An 18,303-nucleotide genomic window follows, 5' to 3' on the forward strand; every position below is an offset into this window, starting at 1 on the left:
CATATCCGCTCGGACAAACGATGTTGGTTGTAAGCGGACATACAACCAAAATCGGTTGTCCGAGCTAGGCCAGCGACGGCCCCCGGGTTCGCCCGAACGACCAGCTGATCGACGCGCCGCGCACCACGCCCGTCACCACCTGCCCTTCCCGCCCCTCCAGCACCGGCCGCCAGGGGACCAGGGTGAACTCGCGGCTCTTCTCGACCAACGCCGTCGGTCCGCCGTTGAGGTCGAGCCGCCGCCGCAGGATCCCCTCGACCCGGTCCCCATGCTGGGCCGGCGCATAGGCTAGTCCGGTATCGGCGGCGATGCCGTGCGCGACTGCGGCCCGCTCCATCGCCTCCAGCCGTCGCAACATCCCGGCCCGGAACAGGGTTCGATCCCCTTCCTGCTCGGCCAGGTCCTGCTGCAACAGCCATTGGCGGCGCTGAGCCAACGCCTGGCGCGCGGCGCGGCCAAAGCCGGCGTCGCGCAGTGGCTCGGGCGCCTCGGCGAGCAGCTCGCGGTCCAGCCAGGTCGGCCCCAGCGCCGTGGCCTGACGGTCGAGCGACAGGGCTGAGAGCACCTCCACGACGACCGGAGCGTCCAGCGCCTTCTTGCGTTCGAAGGCGGCGGCGCGCTCGAGATGGTCGGCCGGGATGATCCAAGTCCCATCCTCGCCGCGCTCGACGCCGGCCCCGCCTCGCCGCAGCGCCTCCAGCCGCCGCAGATGCGCCTGCGCGAACCCGGCTGTCGCGGCCGGGTCGTGGGCCAGGTGCAGGTCGAGGCTGTAGCGGCCGTCGTGGGCGGCGGCGACCTGGGCCACCCCATGGTCGGCCGGCCGGGGCTCCAGCGATCGCGGCGCCACACGGACCACCGCGTCCTCGGGGATCGCGTCGGTCGCGGCCCCGCGCCCGATGTCGACATAGTGGGCCCGGCCATCGACGCCGTCGATGACCAGGAAATGCCGGTCACGGATCTCGTCGGCGAGGCCGCGCCGCAGGAGCCGCCCCACCAGAGGACGCTGGTGGGGCGCCCTGGGCTCGAACACCACCCGCGCGTCGACCGCTCGATCGACGTCGGCCTCCACCAGTGCGCGATACAGCATCTTCTGGATGTCCCCCCGCTCGCCCATCCTGCGCAACGTCTCCTCCAGGCCATCGGCCAGGCGCCAGGTCGTCGGCGCGGCCTCGCGGGCCAGCCCCAGGCGCGCGAGAACCTGCAGGCGGCCGGCGCGGGCGGCGTATTGCAGCGGATCGGCGTGGCGCGGCGAGACCAGGCCCTCGTCGTCGACGGCGGCCAGCAGGCCCCGATCCAGACTGGTCAGGCGCTCAACTTGCGTCTCGCGCGACAGGCGCGCGGCGATCTCCCGGTCGGTGACGGGACCCAGGTCCAGCGAGACCAGGTCCTGGGCGCGCTCGCGCAGCCCACGCGTCAGGTAATCCCGGGCGATGATCAGGTCGCGGCCCCGGTCGTCGCGGCCGCGGACCAGGATATGGGTGTGCGGGTGGCCGGTGTTGTGGTGATCGACCGCCACCCAATCGAGCCCCGTCCCAAGGTCGGTCTCCGCCTGACGCATCAACCGCCGGGTCAGGTCCTTGAGGTCGTCGTACTCGGCTCCGTCCTCGGCCGAGACGATGAATCGGAACTGGCGCACGTCACCGCCAGCCTGGGCGCGGTCGAGGAAGGCGCGGCCATCGGCGCGGTTGGTCTCAGGACCATAGAGCTGGCCGGGCGAGCCGTCGCGCATCACCCCGTCGCGCTGGACGTAACGCAGGTGGGCGCGAGCGGCGGCCAGACCCTTGCCGGCCAGCCGCGGCGCGGAGACCTTGATCACCACGCGGCGGCCACGCAGGCCCGCGCGAGGATCGCCGGCGGCGAGCGCGGCGGCGACGCCGGCGCCGCGGCCGATGCGGGCGCCGGTGAAGACCCGTCGCCCGGGCGTGCGCCCAAAGCGCCCGCCGCTGGCCAGCATGGCCGCGCCGAGCACGCGCGACAGATAGGTCCTGGCCCGACCGCCGGCCGCCTTCAGCTTGCCCAGGCGCGGCTCGAACTCATCGTCGCCACTCATGACCGGCGACCGCGCTCAAGGGCGGGTTGGCGCCGGAAGAACCGCAGTCGCATCAACGGCTTGATGCCTATCTGGCGCCAAGACCTGGTAACCGGCGCCAACGCAACTCCGCCAAAACCGATGTGCAGACAAAAGCTTACGGCGACACCCCGCAGGGTTGGCGCCAGTGCCTTATCTTGCCTTCCCCCTCCCCACAGCCAAGCTTGCCCCAACGCCCCTCTATCGTTCGTCATCGACCGCCCTCCCCGGCCCGCCCGACAGCGGCGCGAACAATGGCGAGACCGGCGGCGATGCGTCGGTTGGCGCGGCCCCGGAGACTGCGCTCAAGGGATAGAAGAGCCGCGCTCCGGCCAGCATCGCGGGCGGGGTTTCCCGCGTCGGCGACAGGCCCGAGAGCGTGCGGATATAGGCTTGCGTCTCGGCCGGCAGCGCCCGTCCGGTCCGCAGGAAATCGGCGTAGCGGGCGGGGCCGGCATTGTAGGCGGCGAATGCGCCGGGGTAGCCGAACCGCGCCCGCATCTCCGCCAGATAGGCCGCGCCGGCCAGGATATTGTCGCGCGGATCCTGCGGATCAGGGCCAAGGCCGTGCCGCGCGGCCAGGGCGCGATAGGTCGCCGGCATCACCTGCATCAGGCCCATCGCCCCGGCCCTGGAGGTGATCGGCGCGCCGTCCAGGTGGGTGCGCCCACCGCTTTCGGCGGTCATCACCGACACGATCCAGGCCTGCGGGACATCGAAGCGCTGGGCCGCCTCGGCGATCCAGACACGCCAGCGCTCGACCCGTGCGGGGGCTGGCGCGACCGCTGGCGAGGTCTCGACGACCACTGGTGGCGCGGTCAGGGCAGCCATAGCGGGCGCGCCTTGCCGATGATCGCGGTCGCCGGGACCGGTCCGAAATAGCGGCCGTCGAACGAGTCCGGGGCCGGGTTGACCAGCAGCACCGCGCCATTGGCAAGGCGCTGGCAGCCCTGCCACCCTGGCAGGCGCCGGCCCCGCCGATCGCGCGCCTTGCGGACCGCCACGACCATGCCGTTGACGAGGATTTCCGGTCCGCGCGCGCAGACCGTGTCGCCGCCGGTCGCCGCCACGGTCTTGAGCAGCGGCACGTTGGACGGCAGATAGCCGCGCGCCGCCGCCAGGCGCCGGGCGGGATCCGGCGCCCAGGCCAGAACCGTGTCGCCAACCGAGACCACCGCCCCCGGCGTGATCCGCCAGAGCCCGATCGGGACGCTGCGCGTGGCGTTCCAGACGAGGCGCGGGGCCGGGTCGAGCAGCCTCGGCAGGGCCAGAGCGATCAGCCCCAGGCCGCTCGCTGCGAGGACGAAACGCCTAGACATGACGCGCCTCGCCCGCGCCGTTCCGGCGCTCGCCGCTGCGCTGCGACCAGGTGTCGAGGTCGTCGATGTGATAGCGGATGAAGCGCCCGTGACGCCGGAAGGCCGGTCCCTGGCCGTGAGCGCGCATGTCCTCCAGGGTGCGCTCGGCGAGGCCGATATAGTGCGCCGCCTGGGCGGTGTTGAGAAATGGGCTGCCCTTGCGCGCCCGCGCCGCCCGGTTGATCGCGTCGTCTTCGTCCATCATCGTCGTGCTCCTTTGAGGGGCGCGGCGAGGTGGAGAGGGCTGGGCCGCGCTGGCGCGAGCACAGCCGGTCGCGGGCGTGGGCGGGACGTACGCAAACGCGCGGTCGAAAAACGTTCCCCCTTTCCAGTTCCGTCAAGCGGGCGAGCACGCCCCCGCGCCGGGTGGCGCGGGGGCGGCGTCGTTCAGCCTTCGGGGTTCCAGATCATGGCGAAGACGCTGTCGTCGTCCTGGCCGGCCGCCCGACCCAGATTGACCTTGTAGGCGCGCGGGCCAAGGTCGGGATGGGCCAGGGTCAGGCTGACGTACTTCTCGCCGGAGACCTGGCCGATGTTGTCCCAGCCGGCTCCGACATCGATCCCCGAAGCGACCACCCGGTAGTCGGGATGGGCGGACGAGGCCTTGGCGCGGACGGGCAGGACATCGATCTCGGTCCGGATGTTGAGGGTGTGAAGCGGGCCCTTGTAGGCGCCGGTTTCGGTATTGAGGGTGAGGTAGCCCATGACGGTGGACATGGCGGGGTTCCTTCGAGGTTCGCGTCGGGGCCGATCCCCGGCGACAGCGCCCGTCATGGGCGGACCGGACCGCCATGACCCGAAGGCCCTTGGGCCGGAGGGCCGCAGCGCAGCGGAGGACCCGAGCCCGGCGCTTTTTTGAGGCGAAGCGGCCGCGAGGAGCCGCGCCCCCTTTCTTGGGGGGCGGCGGGGAAAAAAGCGCCGGGCGACGGTTCAAGGCGGGCCGGGCCGGCCATAGGGTTCAAGCCATCGTCTGGGGTTCGTCGGCGACGTGGATCTCGACAGGAACCCCGCCCTGTCCACCGTCATGGGCTACTCGCCCTCAATACCGAAACCGGCGCCTACAAGGGTCCGCTTCACACCCACGGCCTCCGCCGCGCCCGTCCGCCCGGCCACGCCAAGGTCTCGCCCGCCCATCCCGACTACCGGGTGGTCGCCTCGGGGATCGATGTCGGAGCCGGCTGGGGCAATATCGGCCAGGTCTCCGGCGAGAAGGACGTCAGCCTGACCTGGCCCATCCCGACCTTGGCCCGCGCGCCTACAAGGTCAATCTGGGTCGGGCGGCCGGCCAGGACGACGACAGCGTCTTCGCCATGATCTGGAACCCCGAAGGCTGAACCACGCCGCCCAGCCATCCGGCGCGGGGGCTTGTTCGCCCGCTCCGCCGCGCACATCCCACAAGCAAAGCCGCTCCCGCGCGAGGGCGAAGCCGCGGTGCGCCAGGATTGGCGCGGTCGACCAGCGCCAGGCTGACCCGGCGCTGGAAGGGCGGGATCAGGCGGCCAAGGGCGCGGCGAGCGGTTCGGCGACCCGCGCGACCGCCCCGGCGGGCGGCGGCGGCGGCTCGGGGTCTGACTGGAAACTCAGGAGAAGGTCGGCGGCCTTGGAGGCCTGGGAGGCGGCGCGGAAGATGGCGCGGTTGTCCTCGCGCAGGGTCTCCAGCCAGGCGCCCAGATAGTCGGCATGGCGCACGGTCGGGGTGATGCCGAGGGTCGCGCAGACGAAGGCCGCGCCCATCTCGGCGACCAGCTCCTCGCGGCCATAGGCCTTGCCACCATAGGGGCCGGACTGGTCACGGCCCAGGCGCGAGGGGTGGCCCGTCCAGTGCGACAGTTCATGGAAGGCGGTGCGGTAATAGTTGATCTGGTCGGTGAAGGCCGGCTGCGGCGGCACCTGCACATAGTCCAGCGACGGCACATAGAAGGCCTTCTGCCCGCCGATCCTGAAGTCGGCCCCGGTGGCGGTGATCAGCGCCTCGGCGGCGGGCACGACCTGCCGTTCCGGCAACGGCGCGGCCTCACCGTCCAGCCCCTCCAGCCCCTCACCCCCCAACCCCTCGCATTGGGCGAGGTTGAAGACCTTGAAGCGCTTCAAGAACGCCACCTTGCCCGGCTCGTCGCCGTCGCGCGCGGCGCGCTCCTGCTCGGCCTTGGGCGTGAAGCGATCGGCGAAGACGACGGTCGCGCCATGCTCGCCGCGCCGCACCGCGCCCCCGGCCGCCAGGGCTTGGCGGAAGGTGACCCAGGCTTGCGAGGGATAGCCGTGCTCGAAGACCGCGCCCCAGAGCAGCAGGATATTGATCCCAGAATAGCGGCGGCCGGTCACCCCGTTGCGCGGCAGGGCCAGGGCCGCGCCCTTGGCGCGTCCCCAGGGCTGGACCCAGGGAAACCGTCCGGCCTCCAGCTGGGTGATGATCTTGCGGGTGACCTCGTCATAGAGGCTGACCTCAGGGGGCTGGGCGGGCGCGGCCTTGGCGGCGGACCGGCGGGAAGAAGCGGACGGGCGCATGAGCGGGCCTCCATCACCGCCCCAAAACCCCACCCCCCTTTCCGGGGAAAGGAAAACAAGGAGCGTCATCGCGCAGCGCGCGATGGCCGCTGCTCGCACCGTAAGCGCCCTAGCTTCAGGCCGCCGTCCCCGCCCCGCCCGTGACCTGGCGCTCAACAATGCGGATGGACTTAGCCGCCGAGGACTTGCGTTGGGCCGCGTGCCGCCAGGCCGCCGACAGAACCAGTTCCACGACGTCGTCCTCGACCGCCGCCAGACGGACCAGAACGATGCCCGCGCGCCGGCGCCCGCCTGGCTCGGGGGCCAGGCCCTCGGACAGGGACAGCGCCCAGTCCCGATCACGCCGATAGAGCTTGACCACCGCCCAGCCGGCGGCCGGCCATCCGAGGGTCGCGAAGGCCTTGCCGCCAAACCGGTACTGCACCGTGTCGAGGATCGGATAGGTCACCACGCCGTGGCCGGCGCGCACGGCAAGGGTCGAAAAGACTTCCGGGGTCATCGCGGTCCTCGTTGGCGGGGCGCGCATCCCAAGCCGAGTCGCCCACCCCAACAACCTCCGCGCCGCCTGCGTCAGGAGCGGACGCCACGCCACCGCGCCCCGTGCTAACTCAAAACACCCAAGCTAGAAGTTCCCGTTCCGTTCGCACCCTGCTAGAACGGCGAGGCCATGGAGTCGGCCACCCGCAAGATCATCCATATCGACATGGACGCCTTCTTCGCGTCGGTCGAACAGCGCGACGACCCGAGCCTGCGCGGCAAGCCCGTGGTGGTCGGCTCGCCGGCCGCGCGCGGCGTCATCGCTGCGGCCAGCTACGAGGCGCGTCAGTTCGGCGTGCGCTCGGCCATGCCGTCCAGTACGGCCCTGCGCAAATGCCCCGAGCTGATCTTCGTGCCGCACCGGCGCGAGGTCTATTCCGCGGTGTCGCGGCAGATCCACGGCATCTTCGCCCAGTATGCCGACCTGATCGAACCGTTGTCGCTGGACGAGGCCTATCTCGACGTCACCGCCAACAAGGCCGGGATCGACACGGCGACGGAGACGGCGCGGGTCGTGCGCGCCCGTATCCTGGAGGAGACCGGTCTGACGGCCTCGGCCGGCATCTCCTACAACAAGTTCCTGGCCAAGCTGGCCTCGGATCAGAACAAGCCCAACGGCCAGTTCGTGGTCGCACCGGGGCGCGGCGAAGCCTTCGTCGCTGGCCTGCCCATCGGCCGCTTCCACGGGGTCGGCGAGGTCACCGAAGCCAAGATGAAGCGCCTGGACATCCACACGGGCGAGGATCTGCGCCGCCAGAGCCTGACGTTCCTGCAGCAGCACTTCGGCCGCTCCGGCGCCTGGTTCCATGGGATCGCGCGCGGGATCGACGAGCGGCCGGTCAATCCGGACCGCGAGCGAAAGTCCTCCGGATCAGAGACCACCTTCGAGACCGATCTGCTGGACACCGACCGCATCGAGGCCGAGGTCGCCGCCCTCGCCGATAAGGTCTTCACCTGGTGCGAGAAGGCGCAGGCCTTCGGACGCACCGCGACGGTGAAGATCAAGTACGCCGACTTCGAGCAAGCCACCCGCAGCCGCTCGCTCCCCGGCGTCATCGCCGACCCAACCACCCTGCGGCAGGTCAGCCAGGACCTCGTCCGCTCGGTCTATCCGCTCAGGGTCGGCGTGCGCCTGCTCGGCGTCAGCATCTCCAACTTCGAGGCCAGCGCCCCCCAACACACGGCCCAAGCCCTGCTGCCGGTCTAACGCACGGTCCAGGGCTTCATTGTCACGACGAACAGCGTGAAGAGCACCACATAGGTCACCAGGCCCGCCACCGGTGTCACCGCCCCAACCCAAGCTCGCCAGGCCATCAGCACCAGGCCCGTGGGCATGACGGCGACCGACAGGCAGCCCAGCCAAAGCACCGCCTCGGCGCCCCAGACCGGAAACCCACTCGCTGCGTCCTCGTCGCGTCGCCCCACGCGCCCCTCCTCGCCCGACCAACCCGCAAAATACTCGCATAAGGCGAACCTCCATGCTACCGCTTCCCAGCCTTCCGCCACGCCCAGATAGCGTCTGCCTGCGGAAGCTGGCCCAGGGGGGACCGCCATGTTCGTGACGCCGCGTTCGATCCGCTGGCTCGCCGCCACACTGCTCGCCGCCCTCCTAACGATCGCAGCCCCCACAACCTCCCTCGCCCAGGAGACGGTGACGCCGAGCGACCGCGTCACCCGCAACGTCGTGGTTCGGGCCGAACCGTCGACCAGCGCCGCGCCGGTCGACAAGATGCCGCCAGGCGCGATCCTGCCGCTAGTCGGCGATGTCCCCGGCTGGTTTCGTATCCAGCTGCCCAATGGGCGGCAGGGTTATGTCTCCAAGGCCTGGACCGATCTGTCCTCCGCGCGCCTGGCCAGCGCCGGCCGCACCTTCAAGGTCCACATCATCGATGTCGGCACCGGCCTGGCGGTGTTCGTCGAGGGCCAGGATTTCGCCCTGCTCTATGACGCCGGCAGCCAGGACGACCTGGCCCAGGGCCCGGGCAACCGGGTGGTCGCTTACATCCGCGCTGTCCGCCCCGATCTCAAGCGGCTTGACCACGTGATCCTCAGCCACCCACACAAGGATCACCTCGAGCTGATGCCGGACGTGTTCGACGCCTTCCAGGTCGCCAACGTCTGGGAGTCCGGCCGGGTCAACAAGACGGCCGGCTACTGCAAGTTCCTCAAGAAGGTCGTGGCCGAGGGCGCGATCTACCACGACGCCATCGCCTCGAACGCCACGCGGACGGTCACCTTTAGCGGCAGCAGCTGCAAGGGGCCCGTCACCATCACCGAAGGCCCGATGATGACGGCCGCGCCCATCGTCCTGGGCGCCCAGGCCCAGATGAGCCTGCTCTACCGCGACGCCCAGCCCTATGCCGACCCGAACGGCAACAGCGTCGTCACGCGCCTGGACCTGGGCGATAAGCGCATCCTGCTGGCCGGTGACGCTGAAGGCGGCGAGCGCGAGCCGCCCAGCGCGACGCCGCAGGCCAACTCTATCGAGGCCCGGCTACTGGCCTGCTGCAAACCCGAACTAGCCGCCGATGCGCTTATCGTCGGCCACCACGGCAGCCTGACCTCCTCCCGCAACGCCTTCCTCGACGCCGTCGGCGCCAAGGTCTTCGTGATCTCGTCAGGCCCCTACCCGTACAAATCCGTGACCTTGCCCGACAGGGAGATCATCCAGACGCTCGAAGCCCGCGGCCAGGTCTATCGCACCGACCTCAAGGACGCCGACTGCGGCGCCGACCCGGCCAAACCCGGCCCCGACAGCGACGAAAGTCCCGGGGGCTGCAGCAACGTCCTGATCACGATCGCGCCGACCACCGCGCTAGCCGTCACCTACCTGAAGCCGATTGACTAGAACCACTCGCTGCCGTTGGCGACGCTCCGGAGCCTAGCCGCTCGCCAGAGCCGCATCGAGCGCTTCAACCCACGGAACAAGATCTGCTCCCCCAGGGGCGTTGCGAAGCTCAAGCCCCAGTTCATCCATCTCAAGTCGCGATCTTACGGTAGAGGGTCGATCGGCTGGTGCCCCGTGCGTGCCGGCACGGTCTTGAGGCGGACGATGCGGTCGAGATCGGCCATCGTTTCAAGCTCCACAGACTGGGATCTGAAGGCATTCGAGGGGCCAGAATTGGATTGCTCGCTGCTGGCTGCAAGGCCTCGCGGGGCCAGGTCGAACTCTGGGAAACAAAGACAGGCCATGGGCGCCTCTAGCGAAGGTGAAGCCGTAGCGGCGCGGCGATCTGTTCGAAAAGCGCAAACTGCGACGGAGTACTGACCCAGCGCCGCTGGCCGGACACCCCTGAAGACACAAACGCCCCCAGACCGACGCGAAGATGCGCGCGCTAAGGCACTAAAAGGCTCGCGGCCCCTTAACGTCATCGACTCCAAACTGGAGTTTGCGGGCGCGCACATCACTCACGAGGCGCATAATGAGGTCCGGTCTCAGCGGCTTTGGTAAGAAGCCGTCAAAATCGCCCATGGTCTCCACCGTTTCCCGACCGTCGAGGACGTCGGCCGAGACGGCAAAGACAGGCAAGTCAGCGCCGTTTGGGAGCGCCCGAATGGCTTGCAAGGCGGCGATGCCGTCCATCTTGGGCATGCGAAGATCAAGCAGGCAAAGATCGAAAGCGCCCGCCTCGGCGGCGCCGACGGCTTCAATGCCGTTGGCCGTCAAGGTCACGTCGCACTGCGCGGCGTCGAGAATGCGTTTGAGCAGCAGCTGAATTGTCGCGTTGTCCTCGGCGACCAACACCGAGAGCCTTTCCGCATCGTGCTCCGGCCCAGGCGCCGGCGCTGCAGCCTCCGGCGCTTGGGCGAGCGGGGCGGGCACGGAAAAGAAAAAGCGAGATCCTCGTCCAAGGATGCTTTCGGCGTCGATATGCCCGCCCATCGCCGCGATCAAGTCCGACGAAATCGCCAAGCCCAGACCCGTGCCCCCGAAGGTCCGGTTGAGACTTTCCACGCCCTGCTCGAACGGTTTGAAAAGGCGCGACTTCTCTTCGGCGGCAAAGCCGCCACCCGTGTCGCTGACCTCGCAAGACAACGCGTTGGTTTCCCAACGCGCCGACAACGTGACACTACCCTGCGCGGTGAACTTGATGGCGTTGGCTAGAAGATTGGTGATGACCTGACGCACCCTTAGGCCGTCAATGAGAGCGAAGGCCGGCAGATCGACCTCCTCCACCGCGAGAACCAGACCTTTCTCGCTGGCGCGAGTGCGAAGCAGCGCCGCCACGGAATGGAGCAAGTGGCTGAGATTGACGGCGGTCGGCTCCAGGCGAGTCCCCCCCGCCTCATGCTGGGCAAGGTCTAGCACGTCGTTCACGAGCGCCTGCAGCGAGTCCGACGCATCGACGATCGCGGCGATGCAGCTCCTTTGTTCATCGTTCAGCGTTGTCTTGGCCAGCACATGCGCCATGCCGACAATGCCCGTCAGCGGCGTGCGCAGCTCATGGCTCATATTGGCTAGAAACCGCCCCTTGGTATGAGCCGCGGCCTCTGCCCGTTGACGGGCTTCCGCAAGCGCTTCAAGCGCTTTCATGTGTTCGGTGACCTCGAAACGGATGGCCAAATAGCCGAGCACGACGCCATCTGATCCCACCTGCGGCACGATGGTGGTATCGACCCAGTAGAGCTCGCCATCCTTCCGTCGGTTACAAAGCGTCCCCGTCCAAGTTTCGCCGCGCGCGATCGTCCGATACATGCCCACGAAAAATGCACGTTCGTGGCAGCCTGAGTTGAGGATGCGGTGATTGGCTCCGATCAGCTCATCCTGGCTAAACCCACTGATGCGGCAAAACAGTTCGTTGCAGTGGACGATGGTGCCACTCACGTCCGTGGCTGCAACGATTGCCGCCTGGTCGAGGGCGCTGGCGACGAACGCATCCTCCAGCGGACTACTTTTCGCGTGAGTTCCCATGCTTCCCCAGCGGAACGGTTCTGACCGACCAGCGCGTCATTCCAGCCGTAAGTAGTGCTGAGAAAATATTCGCAAGTCCATGCGTCAAATAGACTCTTAACGGCACCGCTTACCGCCGTGAATTTCTAGTGAACGCGTTCACTCAAAAGCCGGAAATTCTGCGGATAAGTTAACTGCCATGAGCGCTCGACGTGACGACGATCGGCCCTATCGAAATTCAAACCTGCTTGTCCGACGACCGAGCAGTCGGAAGCGGTGTTTATCCAATGCAAAGCATCCCGATGTCTGACGACAAGGACCCGTTCGCCGTTTCCCGGCCCTAGCGACCATCGGCGCGGCAGTCCCGGACGCGGCCATTGCCCGCTGCGCCGAAAAGACCGACGTGGAGATCGACAAGGAGCTAGAGGCCAAGGTGATTGTGGAGACCTGTCATAAGCAAGCGCAAGTTTAAGAGCGACACCTTCGAGGCGATCCATGACAACGTCGCCGGGATGTACCGGGCCGGCACGATAGACAAGGCCACGATGCGCGACTTCGACGCCGCATGCCTGACCGTGCCGCCGATGATCGAGCCCGCGCAGATCAAGCAGCTCCGCGAGAGCAATCACGTCAGCCAACCGATCTTTGCCCGCTATCTCAACACCAGCGAGAGCGCCGTGGAGAAGTGGGAGGCCGGCGCCAAGAAACCGAGCGGTGCCGCGCTCAAATTACTGGCGATTGCGCAGAAGCATGGGCTTCAGATCCTGATTTAAGGGGGGGGGGGGGGGCTTCCGGGACATGCTCTGCTTTTTAGGAACGTTCTATAATATTTATGTTCAAGGAAATGATTACTGTTCGCGCTGTATTATGGGGCGTGTTCAAGTCTAACGCGCGCCAAAAGCCCCTTCAACAGGCTGACTTCCTCACGAGAGAGCTTTCCCGTAAGCGCCTTGTCGTGTTCTTCGGCCCGAGCGATCAAGTCGGGAAGCGCGCGGCGTCCTGCTGCAGAGAGTTCCAACGCGAAGGCGCGCCCATCGGGTGAAGGCGCACGTTCAATCAAATGCTGCTCCTCCAGGGCGCTGATGATCGAGGTGGCGCCCGAGCGAGCGATGCCCATGGCCTTGGCGATGTCGATCTGCTTGAGGCCCGGATTCTCAGCGATGAGCACTAGGGCGGTGAACCGTTGCGTTGTGAGCCCCGTGCCGATCATCGCCTCCGCAAAGGCATCTCGGACCCTAAACTTGGCTTGTCGAATGGCGTGGCCGAGCAGGCGGTCGAGCACGCCCCCACTAAGGAGTGCGCCCTCGGGATCGGAGCGCGGTGGATTGCGAGCTTTCATCAGAGTTCCCATTGGCCGTTTGGCGCGGCTCTTAAGCGACTGCGACACCAGGTCGCAACTGCGCGTGGCGCAAACGCTCAAGGTCAAGATTTGAATGTGATGCCTTTCGGAAGACTAGAATCTTCCGAGATGCGTCAGATTTAAAAAAATACGCAATAATAACAAAATCTTATAATGTATATCCCCCGCTGAAGATAGAGAAAATGCGCTTCTGGTATGTGAAACATTGTCGCAACCAAGCTTAATATTGGATTCATTCCCGCATCGCATGATGCCAAAATGTAACGCAGCATAACAAAATTTTTGCGCGGGGCGGAGGGTTGTATGCGCACTCATCATGAGGGTGTTGATCTTGTCACTTGGGCTCCTCGCGGAGAGCTCACCCTGCCGTTCGTCGCCGCACAACATAGCGAACTTCGAGCGCTGCTCGCTTCGAGTTCAGGGGTCGAAATCGATCTCGAAGCGATCGACGACGTCGATCTCGCTGGTGTGCAGATTTTGCTGTCGGCACGCCTCAGCGCGGCTGCGCAAGGCAAATCTTTGGCCCTAACCAAGGCTCCAACCGCAGCATTTTCGGCCGTGCTTGAGCGAGGCGGCCTGCTGGAGTCTGGCGATCTTCGGAGCTTTTGGCGTTTGGGCAGGGAGGGCTGAGCATGGTCAGCATTCTCACGGTGGACGATTCCGCGAGCATCCGTCAGGCGATCAAGATCGCGCTGAGCGGCGAAGGCTACACCGTCACCGAGGCCGTCGATGGCCAGGACGGCCTGGACAAGGGCGCGGCGGGCGGCTTCGACCTGATCGTCACCGACCTGAACATGCCTGTCATGAATGGGCTGCAGATGATCCGCGAGCTGCGCAAGCGCCCGGCCGGCGCCGGCGTGCCGATCCTGTTCCTGACCACCGAATCCGACGCCGAGATCAAGGCGCAGGCCAAGGCGGCCGGGGCCACCGGCTGGCTGACCAAGCCCTTCGATCCCGAGCAACTAGTCCGGGTCGTCAAGAAGGTCCTCGCCAAGTGAGCGGTCAGGATCCCGTCGAGATCTTTCGCCAGGAAGCCCAGGAGCTGTTCGAGGTGATCGAGCAGGGCCTGCTGGACCTGGCGCACCGTCCGGGCGACCGGGATCTGGTCGATGCGGTGTTCCGCGGGCTCCACACCCTGAAGGGCTCGGGCGCGATGTTCGGCTTCGACGCCCTGGCCGCCTTCACCCATCACTGCGAAACCGCCTTCGACCGCGTCCGCAAGGGCGAGGTCGCCGCGACCTCCGAACTGGTCGGCGCCGTCCTGGCTTGTCAGGACCACATGCGCGCCCTGGCCGAGGGCCGTTCCGCCGAGCAGGCCGAGGGTGACGCCTTGCTGGCCGAGCTGCACCGCGTGGTCGCCAGCGCCGGTGGAGCGGAGGCTGCGCTTGCCGCCGCTCCCGCCGCTGCTTCTCCCATTTCTCCGGACCTCAACACCTGGCGCGTGAAGTTTAGCCTGCCAGCCGACGCCCTGGTCAACGGCGCCCGCCCCCTGCCGCTGCTGGACGAACTGCGCGAGCTGGGCGACTGCACGGTCGCGGCCATCACCGACAAGATCCCCGATCTGGACGCCCTGGTCGCGACCGAGTGCCACTTGGCCTGGGACGTGACCCTGGTCACCAAGCACGGCCGTGACGCGATCGAGGATGTCTTCATCTTCGTCATCGACGACATGACCCTGGAGATCCAGGATCTGACCGCCGCACCGGTGGAAGCGGTCGCCGAAGTGGTCGTCGAAGCCGCGCCGGTTGCTCAGACCACGCAAGCCGCGGCGCCCGTCGAGGCCGCCAACGAAGGCCGCGCCGCCAAGACCAGCGGCGACACCGTCCGCGTCCCGGCCGAGCGCCTGGACGAGATGATGGACCGCGTGGGCGAGCTGGTGATCGCCCAGTCGCGCCTCAAGCAACTGGCCGCCAGCAGCAGCGACATCGCGCTGCGCGCCGTCGCCGAGGAAATCGAGCGCCTGGCCGCGGAAATGCGCGACACGATGATGGTCGTGCGCATGGTGCCGATCGCTCAGCTGTTCGGCCGCTTCCGCCGCCTGATCCACGACCTGGCGCGCGACACCGGCAAGTCGATCACGCTCTCGACCGAGGGCGAGGCGACCGAGCTGGACAAGACCGTCATCGAACGCCTCGCCGACCCGCTGATCCATCTGATCCGCAACTCGGCCGACCACGGCCTTGAGACGCCCGAACAACGCCGCGCCGCCGGCAAGTCCGAGACCGGCCACATCGTCCTGGCGGCGCGCCAGTCGGGCGCCGAGGTGGTGATCACCATCACCGACGACGGCCGTGGCGTCGATCGCGCCCGGGTCCGCGCCAAGGCCGAGGAAAACGGCCTGATCCAGCCGGGTCAGGTGCTCAGCGACAACGAACTGCTGCAGCTGATCTTCGCCCCCGGCTTCTCGACGGCGGCGGCGATCACCAACCTGTCCGGTCGCGGCGTCGGCATGGACGTCGTCAAGAAGACCATCGAGGGCCTGCGGGGCGCGATCGAAATCACCAGCACCCCGGGCCACGGCTCGGTCGTCTCGCTGCGCATCCCGCTGACCCTGGCCATCATCGATGGCCTGCTGGTTCGCGTCGGAAGCGGCCGCTACGTCATCCCGCTGTCCTCGGTCGAGGAGTGCGTGGAGCTGTCGGTCGAGCAGGACGTACGCTCGGCGGGCCGCAGCCTGATCACCCTGCGCGACCAACTGGTGCCGTTCATCCGCCTGCGGCAGATGTTCAAGACCGGCCTGGCGCCCGATCCGCACCAGAAGATCGTCGTGGTCTCCACGGGCGGACATGAGCGCGTCGGGCTGGTCGTCGACCAGATCCTCGGCGACCACCAGACCGTCATCAAGCCGCTATCGTCGTTCCATGCCGACGTCGGCGCCTTCTCGGGCGCGACGATCCTGGGGGATGGCGGCGTGGCCCTGATCCTCGACATCGGCAGCCTGGTGGCCGCCGGTCAACGCCACGACGCGCAGATGCGCGCCGCCAGCTGAGAAGGGGCCCGGACATGACCACCGAACTTCCGACCGGCCCGATCGAGGCCCTGACCTTCGACCTGCGCGGCGAGACCTTCGCCCTCGAGGCCGGCCTCGTGCGCGAGGTGCTGGACCTGCTGCCCGAGACCGACGTGCCGGGCGCGCCGCCGTTCGTCGGCGCCGTGATTAATTTCCGCGGCCGGGTGATTCCGCTGGTCGACCTGCGCGTCGCCTTCGACATGGAGACCGCCGAGCCGACGATCGACAGCCGCATCGTCGTCATCGAACACGACCTGGACGGCGAGCCGACCCTGATCGGTCTGCGGGCCGACAAGGTCCACGAAGTCACTTCCATCGCCCACGACATCACCGAGGACGCGCCGCGCGTCGGCCTGAAATGGCGCGCGGACTTCATTCGCCTGCTCGCGCGCCGGGACGGCGACGTGATCGTCATCCCCGACCTCGACCAGATCTTCGCTACCCGGGGCCAGTCCTCGGCGTCCGTCACATCAATTTCTTCGCTCTAATGCTGAGCTGAAGTGGGAGCTTCGTCATGCGTGTCACGATAAAGATGAAACTGGGCGCGACCTTCGCCGTGCTCATCTTGATGATGCTGACAGTCGTCTTTGTCGGCGTCAGCCGTATGGGCGCGTTGAACACCGCCATAACCGACGTGATCAGCGGTCCCGCCAAGCGCCTTGCCATAGCCCAATCGATTGACGGGGAAATGGGGCGCAATCTTCGGTGGGAAAAGAACATGGCGCTGACCACTGACGAGGTCTTGACCAAGAAGTTCGATGCCTCGGCGACGGATAGCCGCGCCAAGATCGAACAGCTGATCGCCGAGGGCAACGCCAAGGCCAGCGAACAAGGCAAACCGCTGTGGGCGCAATTGCAACGGCAGTGGGAGGCTTACAAGCCGATCAGCGATCAACTGCGTCAGTTCGCCCTGGCCAACCGCAATGCCGAGGCGGCTGAGATCTCGCTGGGTAAGGCGCGCCTGGCGGCCAATGAGATGACGGCGACGATCGGGCAGCTTGTCGACGTGCAGACCGCCCAGATGAAGGCGGCTGATGAATCCACGAACCAGACCTATGCCACGGCCCGGACAACCCTGCTGGTGGTTGCCGGCTTGGCCGTCCTGATCGCTGCGGTCGGCGCGATCTGGATCTCGATGATGATCGGTGCGGGCCTGAAGAAGGTCGCCGCGGCCGTCGATGCGGTGTCGATTGGTGACCTGCACCAAAACGTGGCGGTCAGCACCAACGACGAAATCAAGGACTTGGTTGAAACGGTCAACCGTATGACCGAGAACCTGCGAGCCACCGCCGCCGTCGCCGATCAGGTCGCGGCCGGCGACCTGAGCGTCGACGTCAAGCCGTTGTCCGACAAGGACAGCCTCAGCCATTCGCTGCGTGACATGGTCGCCAATCTGCGCGCCACGGCGCGCATGGCCGATCAGGTCGCGGCGGGCGATCTCGCCGTCGAGGTCAAACCCCGCTCGGACAAGGATACGCTGAGCCTGTCGCTTCGTGACATGGTCACCAACCTGCGCGCGACCGCGGCTGTCGCCGACAAGGTGGCGGACGGCGACCTGACCGTCGAAGCCAAGCCACTGTCGGACAAAGACACGCTGGGCATCGCCCTGCAGCGCATGGTCGAGCGTCTGCGCGGCGTCGTCGCCGACGCGCTCTCGGCCTCGGATAATGTCTCGGCGGGCAGCCAAGAGCTCTCGGCGGCCTCCGAACAGGTCAGCCAAGGCGCCACCGAACAGGCCTCCTCGGCTGAAGAGGCCTCGGCCTCGATGGAAGAAATGGCCTCAAACATCAAGCAAAACGCCGACAACGCCGCCCAGACCGAGAAGATCGCTCGCCAGTCGGCGTCGGACGCTGAGGTTTCGGGCCAGGCCGTGACCAAAGCCGTCGAGGCGATGCAGACGATCGCCGAGAAGATCTCGATCGTGCAGGAAATCGCCCGCCAGACCGACCTGCTGGCCCTGAACGCCGCCGTCGAGGCCGCCCGCGCCGGCGAGCACGGCCGTGGCTTCGCCGTCGTCGCCTCGGAAGTGCGCAAGCTGGCCGAGCGCTCGCAGACCGCGGCCACCGAAATCAGCGCGGTCTCGTCGGAGACCGTCAAGGCCGCCCAATCGGCCGGCGACATGCTGTCCAGCCTGGTGCCAAATATTCGCAAGACCGCCGAGCTGGTCTCCGAGATCAGCGCCGCCTGCCGCGAGCAGGACATCGGCGCCAGCCAGATCAACGAGGCCATCCAACAGCTGGACAAGGTCACCCAACAGAACGCTTCGGCGTCCGAGCAGATGTCGGCCACCTCGGAAGAGCTCGCCGCTCAGGCCGAGGAGCTGCAGACCTCCATCGCCTATTTCCGCATCGAAGGCGGCCAGGCTCGCAGGCCGACGGCCGCCGCTGCTCCGGTGGCGCGCATGCCCGCTCACGCCGCCAAGCCGGCCGCGCCTAAGGCCGCCGGACGCAGGGCGACGCCGCGCGCGGTCGCCGTCCAGCAGGCCCGCGCCCAAGGTTTCGCCTTGGATCTCAGCCAGGGCGGTCCGGACGCAGATGACCGCGAATTCACCGAGTACTGAGCTCCCACGGGCGC

General features: G+C 67.4%; 19 protein-coding genes. 9 read left to right on the forward strand and 10 right to left on the reverse strand.

Features of this window, described 5'->3' with window-relative positions:
• Nucleotides 1-64: 64 nt before the first annotated feature.
• The 5 genes from rlxS to MZV50_RS22370 form a co-directional block, all read right to left on the reverse strand.
• Nucleotides 65-2,050, reverse strand: coding sequence for a relaxase/mobilization nuclease RlxS (rlxS, locus tag MZV50_RS22350; RefSeq protein ID WP_252631531.1), 1,986 nt, complete (start codon nucleotides 2,048-2,050; stop codon nucleotides 65-67).
• Between the two features lie 219 nt (nucleotides 2,051-2,269).
• Nucleotides 2,270-2,899, reverse strand: coding sequence for a lytic transglycosylase domain-containing protein (locus tag MZV50_RS22355; protein WP_252631532.1), 630 nt, complete (start codon nucleotides 2,897-2,899; stop codon nucleotides 2,270-2,272).
• Nucleotides 2,887-3,387, reverse strand: a complete 501-nt coding sequence (locus MZV50_RS22360; protein WP_252631533.1) for a S26 family signal peptidase — start codon at nucleotides 3,385-3,387, stop codon at nucleotides 2,887-2,889. The genes MZV50_RS22355 and MZV50_RS22360 overlap by 13 nt, the downstream gene beginning before the upstream one ends.
• Nucleotides 3,380-3,631 (reverse strand): helix-turn-helix domain-containing protein, encoded by a 252-nt coding sequence (locus tag MZV50_RS22365; RefSeq protein WP_252631534.1) that lies wholly within the window; start codon nucleotides 3,629-3,631, stop codon nucleotides 3,380-3,382. Before MZV50_RS22365 ends, MZV50_RS22360 begins: the two co-directional genes overlap by 8 nt.
• A gap of 182 nt (nucleotides 3,632-3,813) precedes the next feature.
• A complete protein-coding gene (locus MZV50_RS22370) occupies nucleotides 3,814-4,143 on the reverse strand; it encodes a DUF736 domain-containing protein (RefSeq protein ID WP_252631535.1) in 330 nt (109 codons plus the stop codon).
• Between the two features lie 138 nt (nucleotides 4,144-4,281).
• Here MZV50_RS22370 and MZV50_RS22375 point away from each other — a divergent pair, with 138 nt between their 5' ends.
• Nucleotides 4,282-4,740 carry a DUF736 family protein gene (locus MZV50_RS22375; RefSeq protein WP_252631536.1) on the forward strand — a complete coding sequence of 153 codons (459 nt, stop codon included), beginning with the start codon at nucleotides 4,282-4,284 and terminating at the stop codon, nucleotides 4,738-4,740.
• A 177-nt stretch (nucleotides 4,741-4,917) separates the two neighbouring features.
• Here the strand turns inward: MZV50_RS22375 and MZV50_RS22380 are convergent, their stop codons facing one another.
• Nucleotides 4,918-5,931 carry an ArdC family protein gene (locus MZV50_RS22380; protein ID WP_252631537.1) on the reverse strand — a complete coding sequence of 338 codons (1,014 nt, stop codon included), beginning with the start codon at nucleotides 5,929-5,931 and terminating at the stop codon, nucleotides 4,918-4,920.
• Nucleotides 5,932-6,046: 115 nt separating this feature from the next.
• Nucleotides 6,047-6,430, reverse strand: a complete 384-nt coding sequence (locus MZV50_RS22385) for an MmcQ/YjbR family DNA-binding protein (protein WP_252631538.1) — start codon at nucleotides 6,428-6,430, stop codon at nucleotides 6,047-6,049.
• 168 nt (nucleotides 6,431-6,598) lie between these two features.
• On the opposite strand from MZV50_RS22385, the gene dinB reads away from it, so the two are divergent.
• Nucleotides 6,599-7,675, forward strand: coding sequence for a DNA polymerase IV (gene dinB, locus MZV50_RS22390; protein ID WP_252631539.1), 1,077 nt, complete (start codon nucleotides 6,599-6,601; stop codon nucleotides 7,673-7,675).
• Here the strand turns inward: dinB and MZV50_RS22395 are convergent.
• Nucleotides 7,672-7,893, reverse strand: a complete 222-nt coding sequence (locus tag MZV50_RS22395; RefSeq protein WP_252631540.1) for a hypothetical protein — start codon at nucleotides 7,891-7,893, stop codon at nucleotides 7,672-7,674. The two genes, dinB and MZV50_RS22395, sit on opposite strands and share 4 nt — an antisense overlap.
• A gap of 226 nt (nucleotides 7,894-8,119) precedes the next feature.
• Between MZV50_RS22395 and MZV50_RS22400 the strand changes: the two genes are divergently transcribed.
• On the forward strand, nucleotides 8,120-9,316 hold the full coding sequence (locus tag MZV50_RS22400; protein ID WP_252631541.1) for an MBL fold metallo-hydrolase: 1,197 nt from the start codon (nucleotides 8,120-8,122) through the stop codon (nucleotides 9,314-9,316).
• A 495-nt stretch (nucleotides 9,317-9,811) separates the two neighbouring features.
• Here the strand turns inward: MZV50_RS22400 and MZV50_RS22405 are convergent, their stop codons facing one another.
• Nucleotides 9,812-11,380, reverse strand: a complete 1,569-nt coding sequence (locus tag MZV50_RS22405; RefSeq protein ID WP_252631542.1) for a PAS domain-containing hybrid sensor histidine kinase/response regulator — start codon at nucleotides 11,378-11,380, stop codon at nucleotides 9,812-9,814.
• 416 nt (nucleotides 11,381-11,796) lie between these two features.
• Here MZV50_RS22405 and MZV50_RS22410 point away from each other — a divergent pair, with 416 nt between their 5' ends.
• Complete coding sequence (locus tag MZV50_RS22410; RefSeq protein WP_252631543.1) at nucleotides 11,797-12,132, forward strand: helix-turn-helix domain-containing protein; 336 nt, start codon at nucleotides 11,797-11,799, stop codon at nucleotides 12,130-12,132.
• A gap of 92 nt (nucleotides 12,133-12,224) precedes the next feature.
• Here MZV50_RS22410 and MZV50_RS22415 read toward each other — a convergent pair whose 3' ends face one another.
• Complete coding sequence (locus MZV50_RS22415) at nucleotides 12,225-12,698, reverse strand: MarR family winged helix-turn-helix transcriptional regulator (protein WP_252631544.1); 474 nt, start codon at nucleotides 12,696-12,698, stop codon at nucleotides 12,225-12,227.
• A 324-nt stretch (nucleotides 12,699-13,022) separates the two neighbouring features.
• Between MZV50_RS22415 and MZV50_RS22420 the strand changes: the two genes are divergently transcribed.
• Genes MZV50_RS22420 through MZV50_RS22440 form a run of 5 tightly spaced genes read left to right on the forward strand, consistent with a single transcriptional unit; the run spans nucleotide 13,023 to nucleotide 18,289 of the window.
• Complete coding sequence (locus MZV50_RS22420) at nucleotides 13,023-13,349, forward strand: STAS domain-containing protein (protein ID WP_252631545.1); 327 nt, start codon at nucleotides 13,023-13,025, stop codon at nucleotides 13,347-13,349.
• Between the two features lie 2 nt (nucleotides 13,350-13,351).
• Entirely contained in the window at nucleotides 13,352-13,717 is a 366-nt protein-coding gene (locus tag MZV50_RS22425) for a response regulator (protein WP_252631546.1), read from the forward strand.
• Nucleotides 13,714-15,708 carry a chemotaxis protein CheA gene (locus tag MZV50_RS22430; protein WP_252631547.1) on the forward strand — a complete coding sequence of 665 codons (1,995 nt, stop codon included), beginning with the start codon at nucleotides 13,714-13,716 and terminating at the stop codon, nucleotides 15,706-15,708. Before MZV50_RS22425 ends, MZV50_RS22430 begins: the two co-directional genes overlap by 4 nt.
• 14 nt (nucleotides 15,709-15,722) lie before the next feature.
• Nucleotides 15,723-16,217, forward strand: coding sequence for a chemotaxis protein CheW (locus tag MZV50_RS22435; RefSeq protein ID WP_252631548.1), 495 nt, complete (start codon nucleotides 15,723-15,725; stop codon nucleotides 16,215-16,217).
• A 26-nt stretch (nucleotides 16,218-16,243) separates the two neighbouring features.
• Entirely contained in the window at nucleotides 16,244-18,289 is a 2,046-nt protein-coding gene (locus MZV50_RS22440; protein WP_252631549.1) for a HAMP domain-containing methyl-accepting chemotaxis protein, read from the forward strand.
• The last annotated feature ends 14 nt before the right edge of the window (nucleotides 18,290-18,303 follow it).

Source organism: Caulobacter segnis (genome assembly GCF_023935105.1).
GTDB lineage: Bacteria > Pseudomonadota > Alphaproteobacteria > Caulobacterales > Caulobacteraceae > Caulobacter > Caulobacter segnis_B.

Coding starts and splice junctions, on each gene's coding strand:
- MZV50_RS22360 (WP_252631533.1), bottom strand. CDS start 3,387: ATGTCTAGGCGTTTCGTCCTCGCAGCGAGCGGCCTGGGGCTGATCGCT.
- dinB (WP_252631539.1), top strand. CDS start 6,599: ATGGAGTCGGCCACCCGCAAGATCATCCATATCGACATGGACGCCTTC.
- MZV50_RS22355 (WP_252631532.1), bottom strand. CDS start 2,899: ATGGCTGCCCTGACCGCGCCACCAGTGGTCGTCGAGACCTCGCCAGCG.
- rlxS (WP_252631531.1), bottom strand. CDS start 2,050: ATGAGTGGCGACGATGAGTTCGAGCCGCGCCTGGGCAAGCTGAAGGCG.
- MZV50_RS22415 (WP_252631544.1), bottom strand. CDS start 12,698: ATGAAAGCTCGCAATCCACCGCGCTCCGATCCCGAGGGCGCACTCCTT.
- MZV50_RS22370 (WP_252631535.1), bottom strand. CDS start 4,143: ATGTCCACCGTCATGGGCTACCTCACCCTCAATACCGAAACCGGCGCC.
- MZV50_RS22440 (WP_252631549.1), top strand. CDS start 16,244: ATGCGTGTCACGATAAAGATGAAACTGGGCGCGACCTTCGCCGTGCTC.
- MZV50_RS22425 (WP_252631546.1), top strand. CDS start 13,352: ATGGTCAGCATTCTCACGGTGGACGATTCCGCGAGCATCCGTCAGGCG.
- MZV50_RS22380 (WP_252631537.1), bottom strand. CDS start 5,931: ATGCGCCCGTCCGCTTCTTCCCGCCGGTCCGCCGCCAAGGCCGCGCCC.
- MZV50_RS22405 (WP_252631542.1), bottom strand. CDS start 11,380: ATGGGAACTCACGCGAAAAGTAGTCCGCTGGAGGATGCGTTCGTCGCC.
- MZV50_RS22365 (WP_252631534.1), bottom strand. CDS start 3,631: ATGATGGACGAAGACGACGCGATCAACCGGGCGGCGCGGGCGCGCAAG.
- MZV50_RS22435 (WP_252631548.1), top strand. CDS start 15,723: ATGACCACCGAACTTCCGACCGGCCCGATCGAGGCCCTGACCTTCGAC.
- MZV50_RS22420 (WP_252631545.1), top strand. CDS start 13,023: ATGCGCACTCATCATGAGGGTGTTGATCTTGTCACTTGGGCTCCTCGC.
- MZV50_RS22385 (WP_252631538.1), bottom strand. CDS start 6,430: ATGACCCCGGAAGTCTTTTCGACCCTTGCCGTGCGCGCCGGCCACGGC.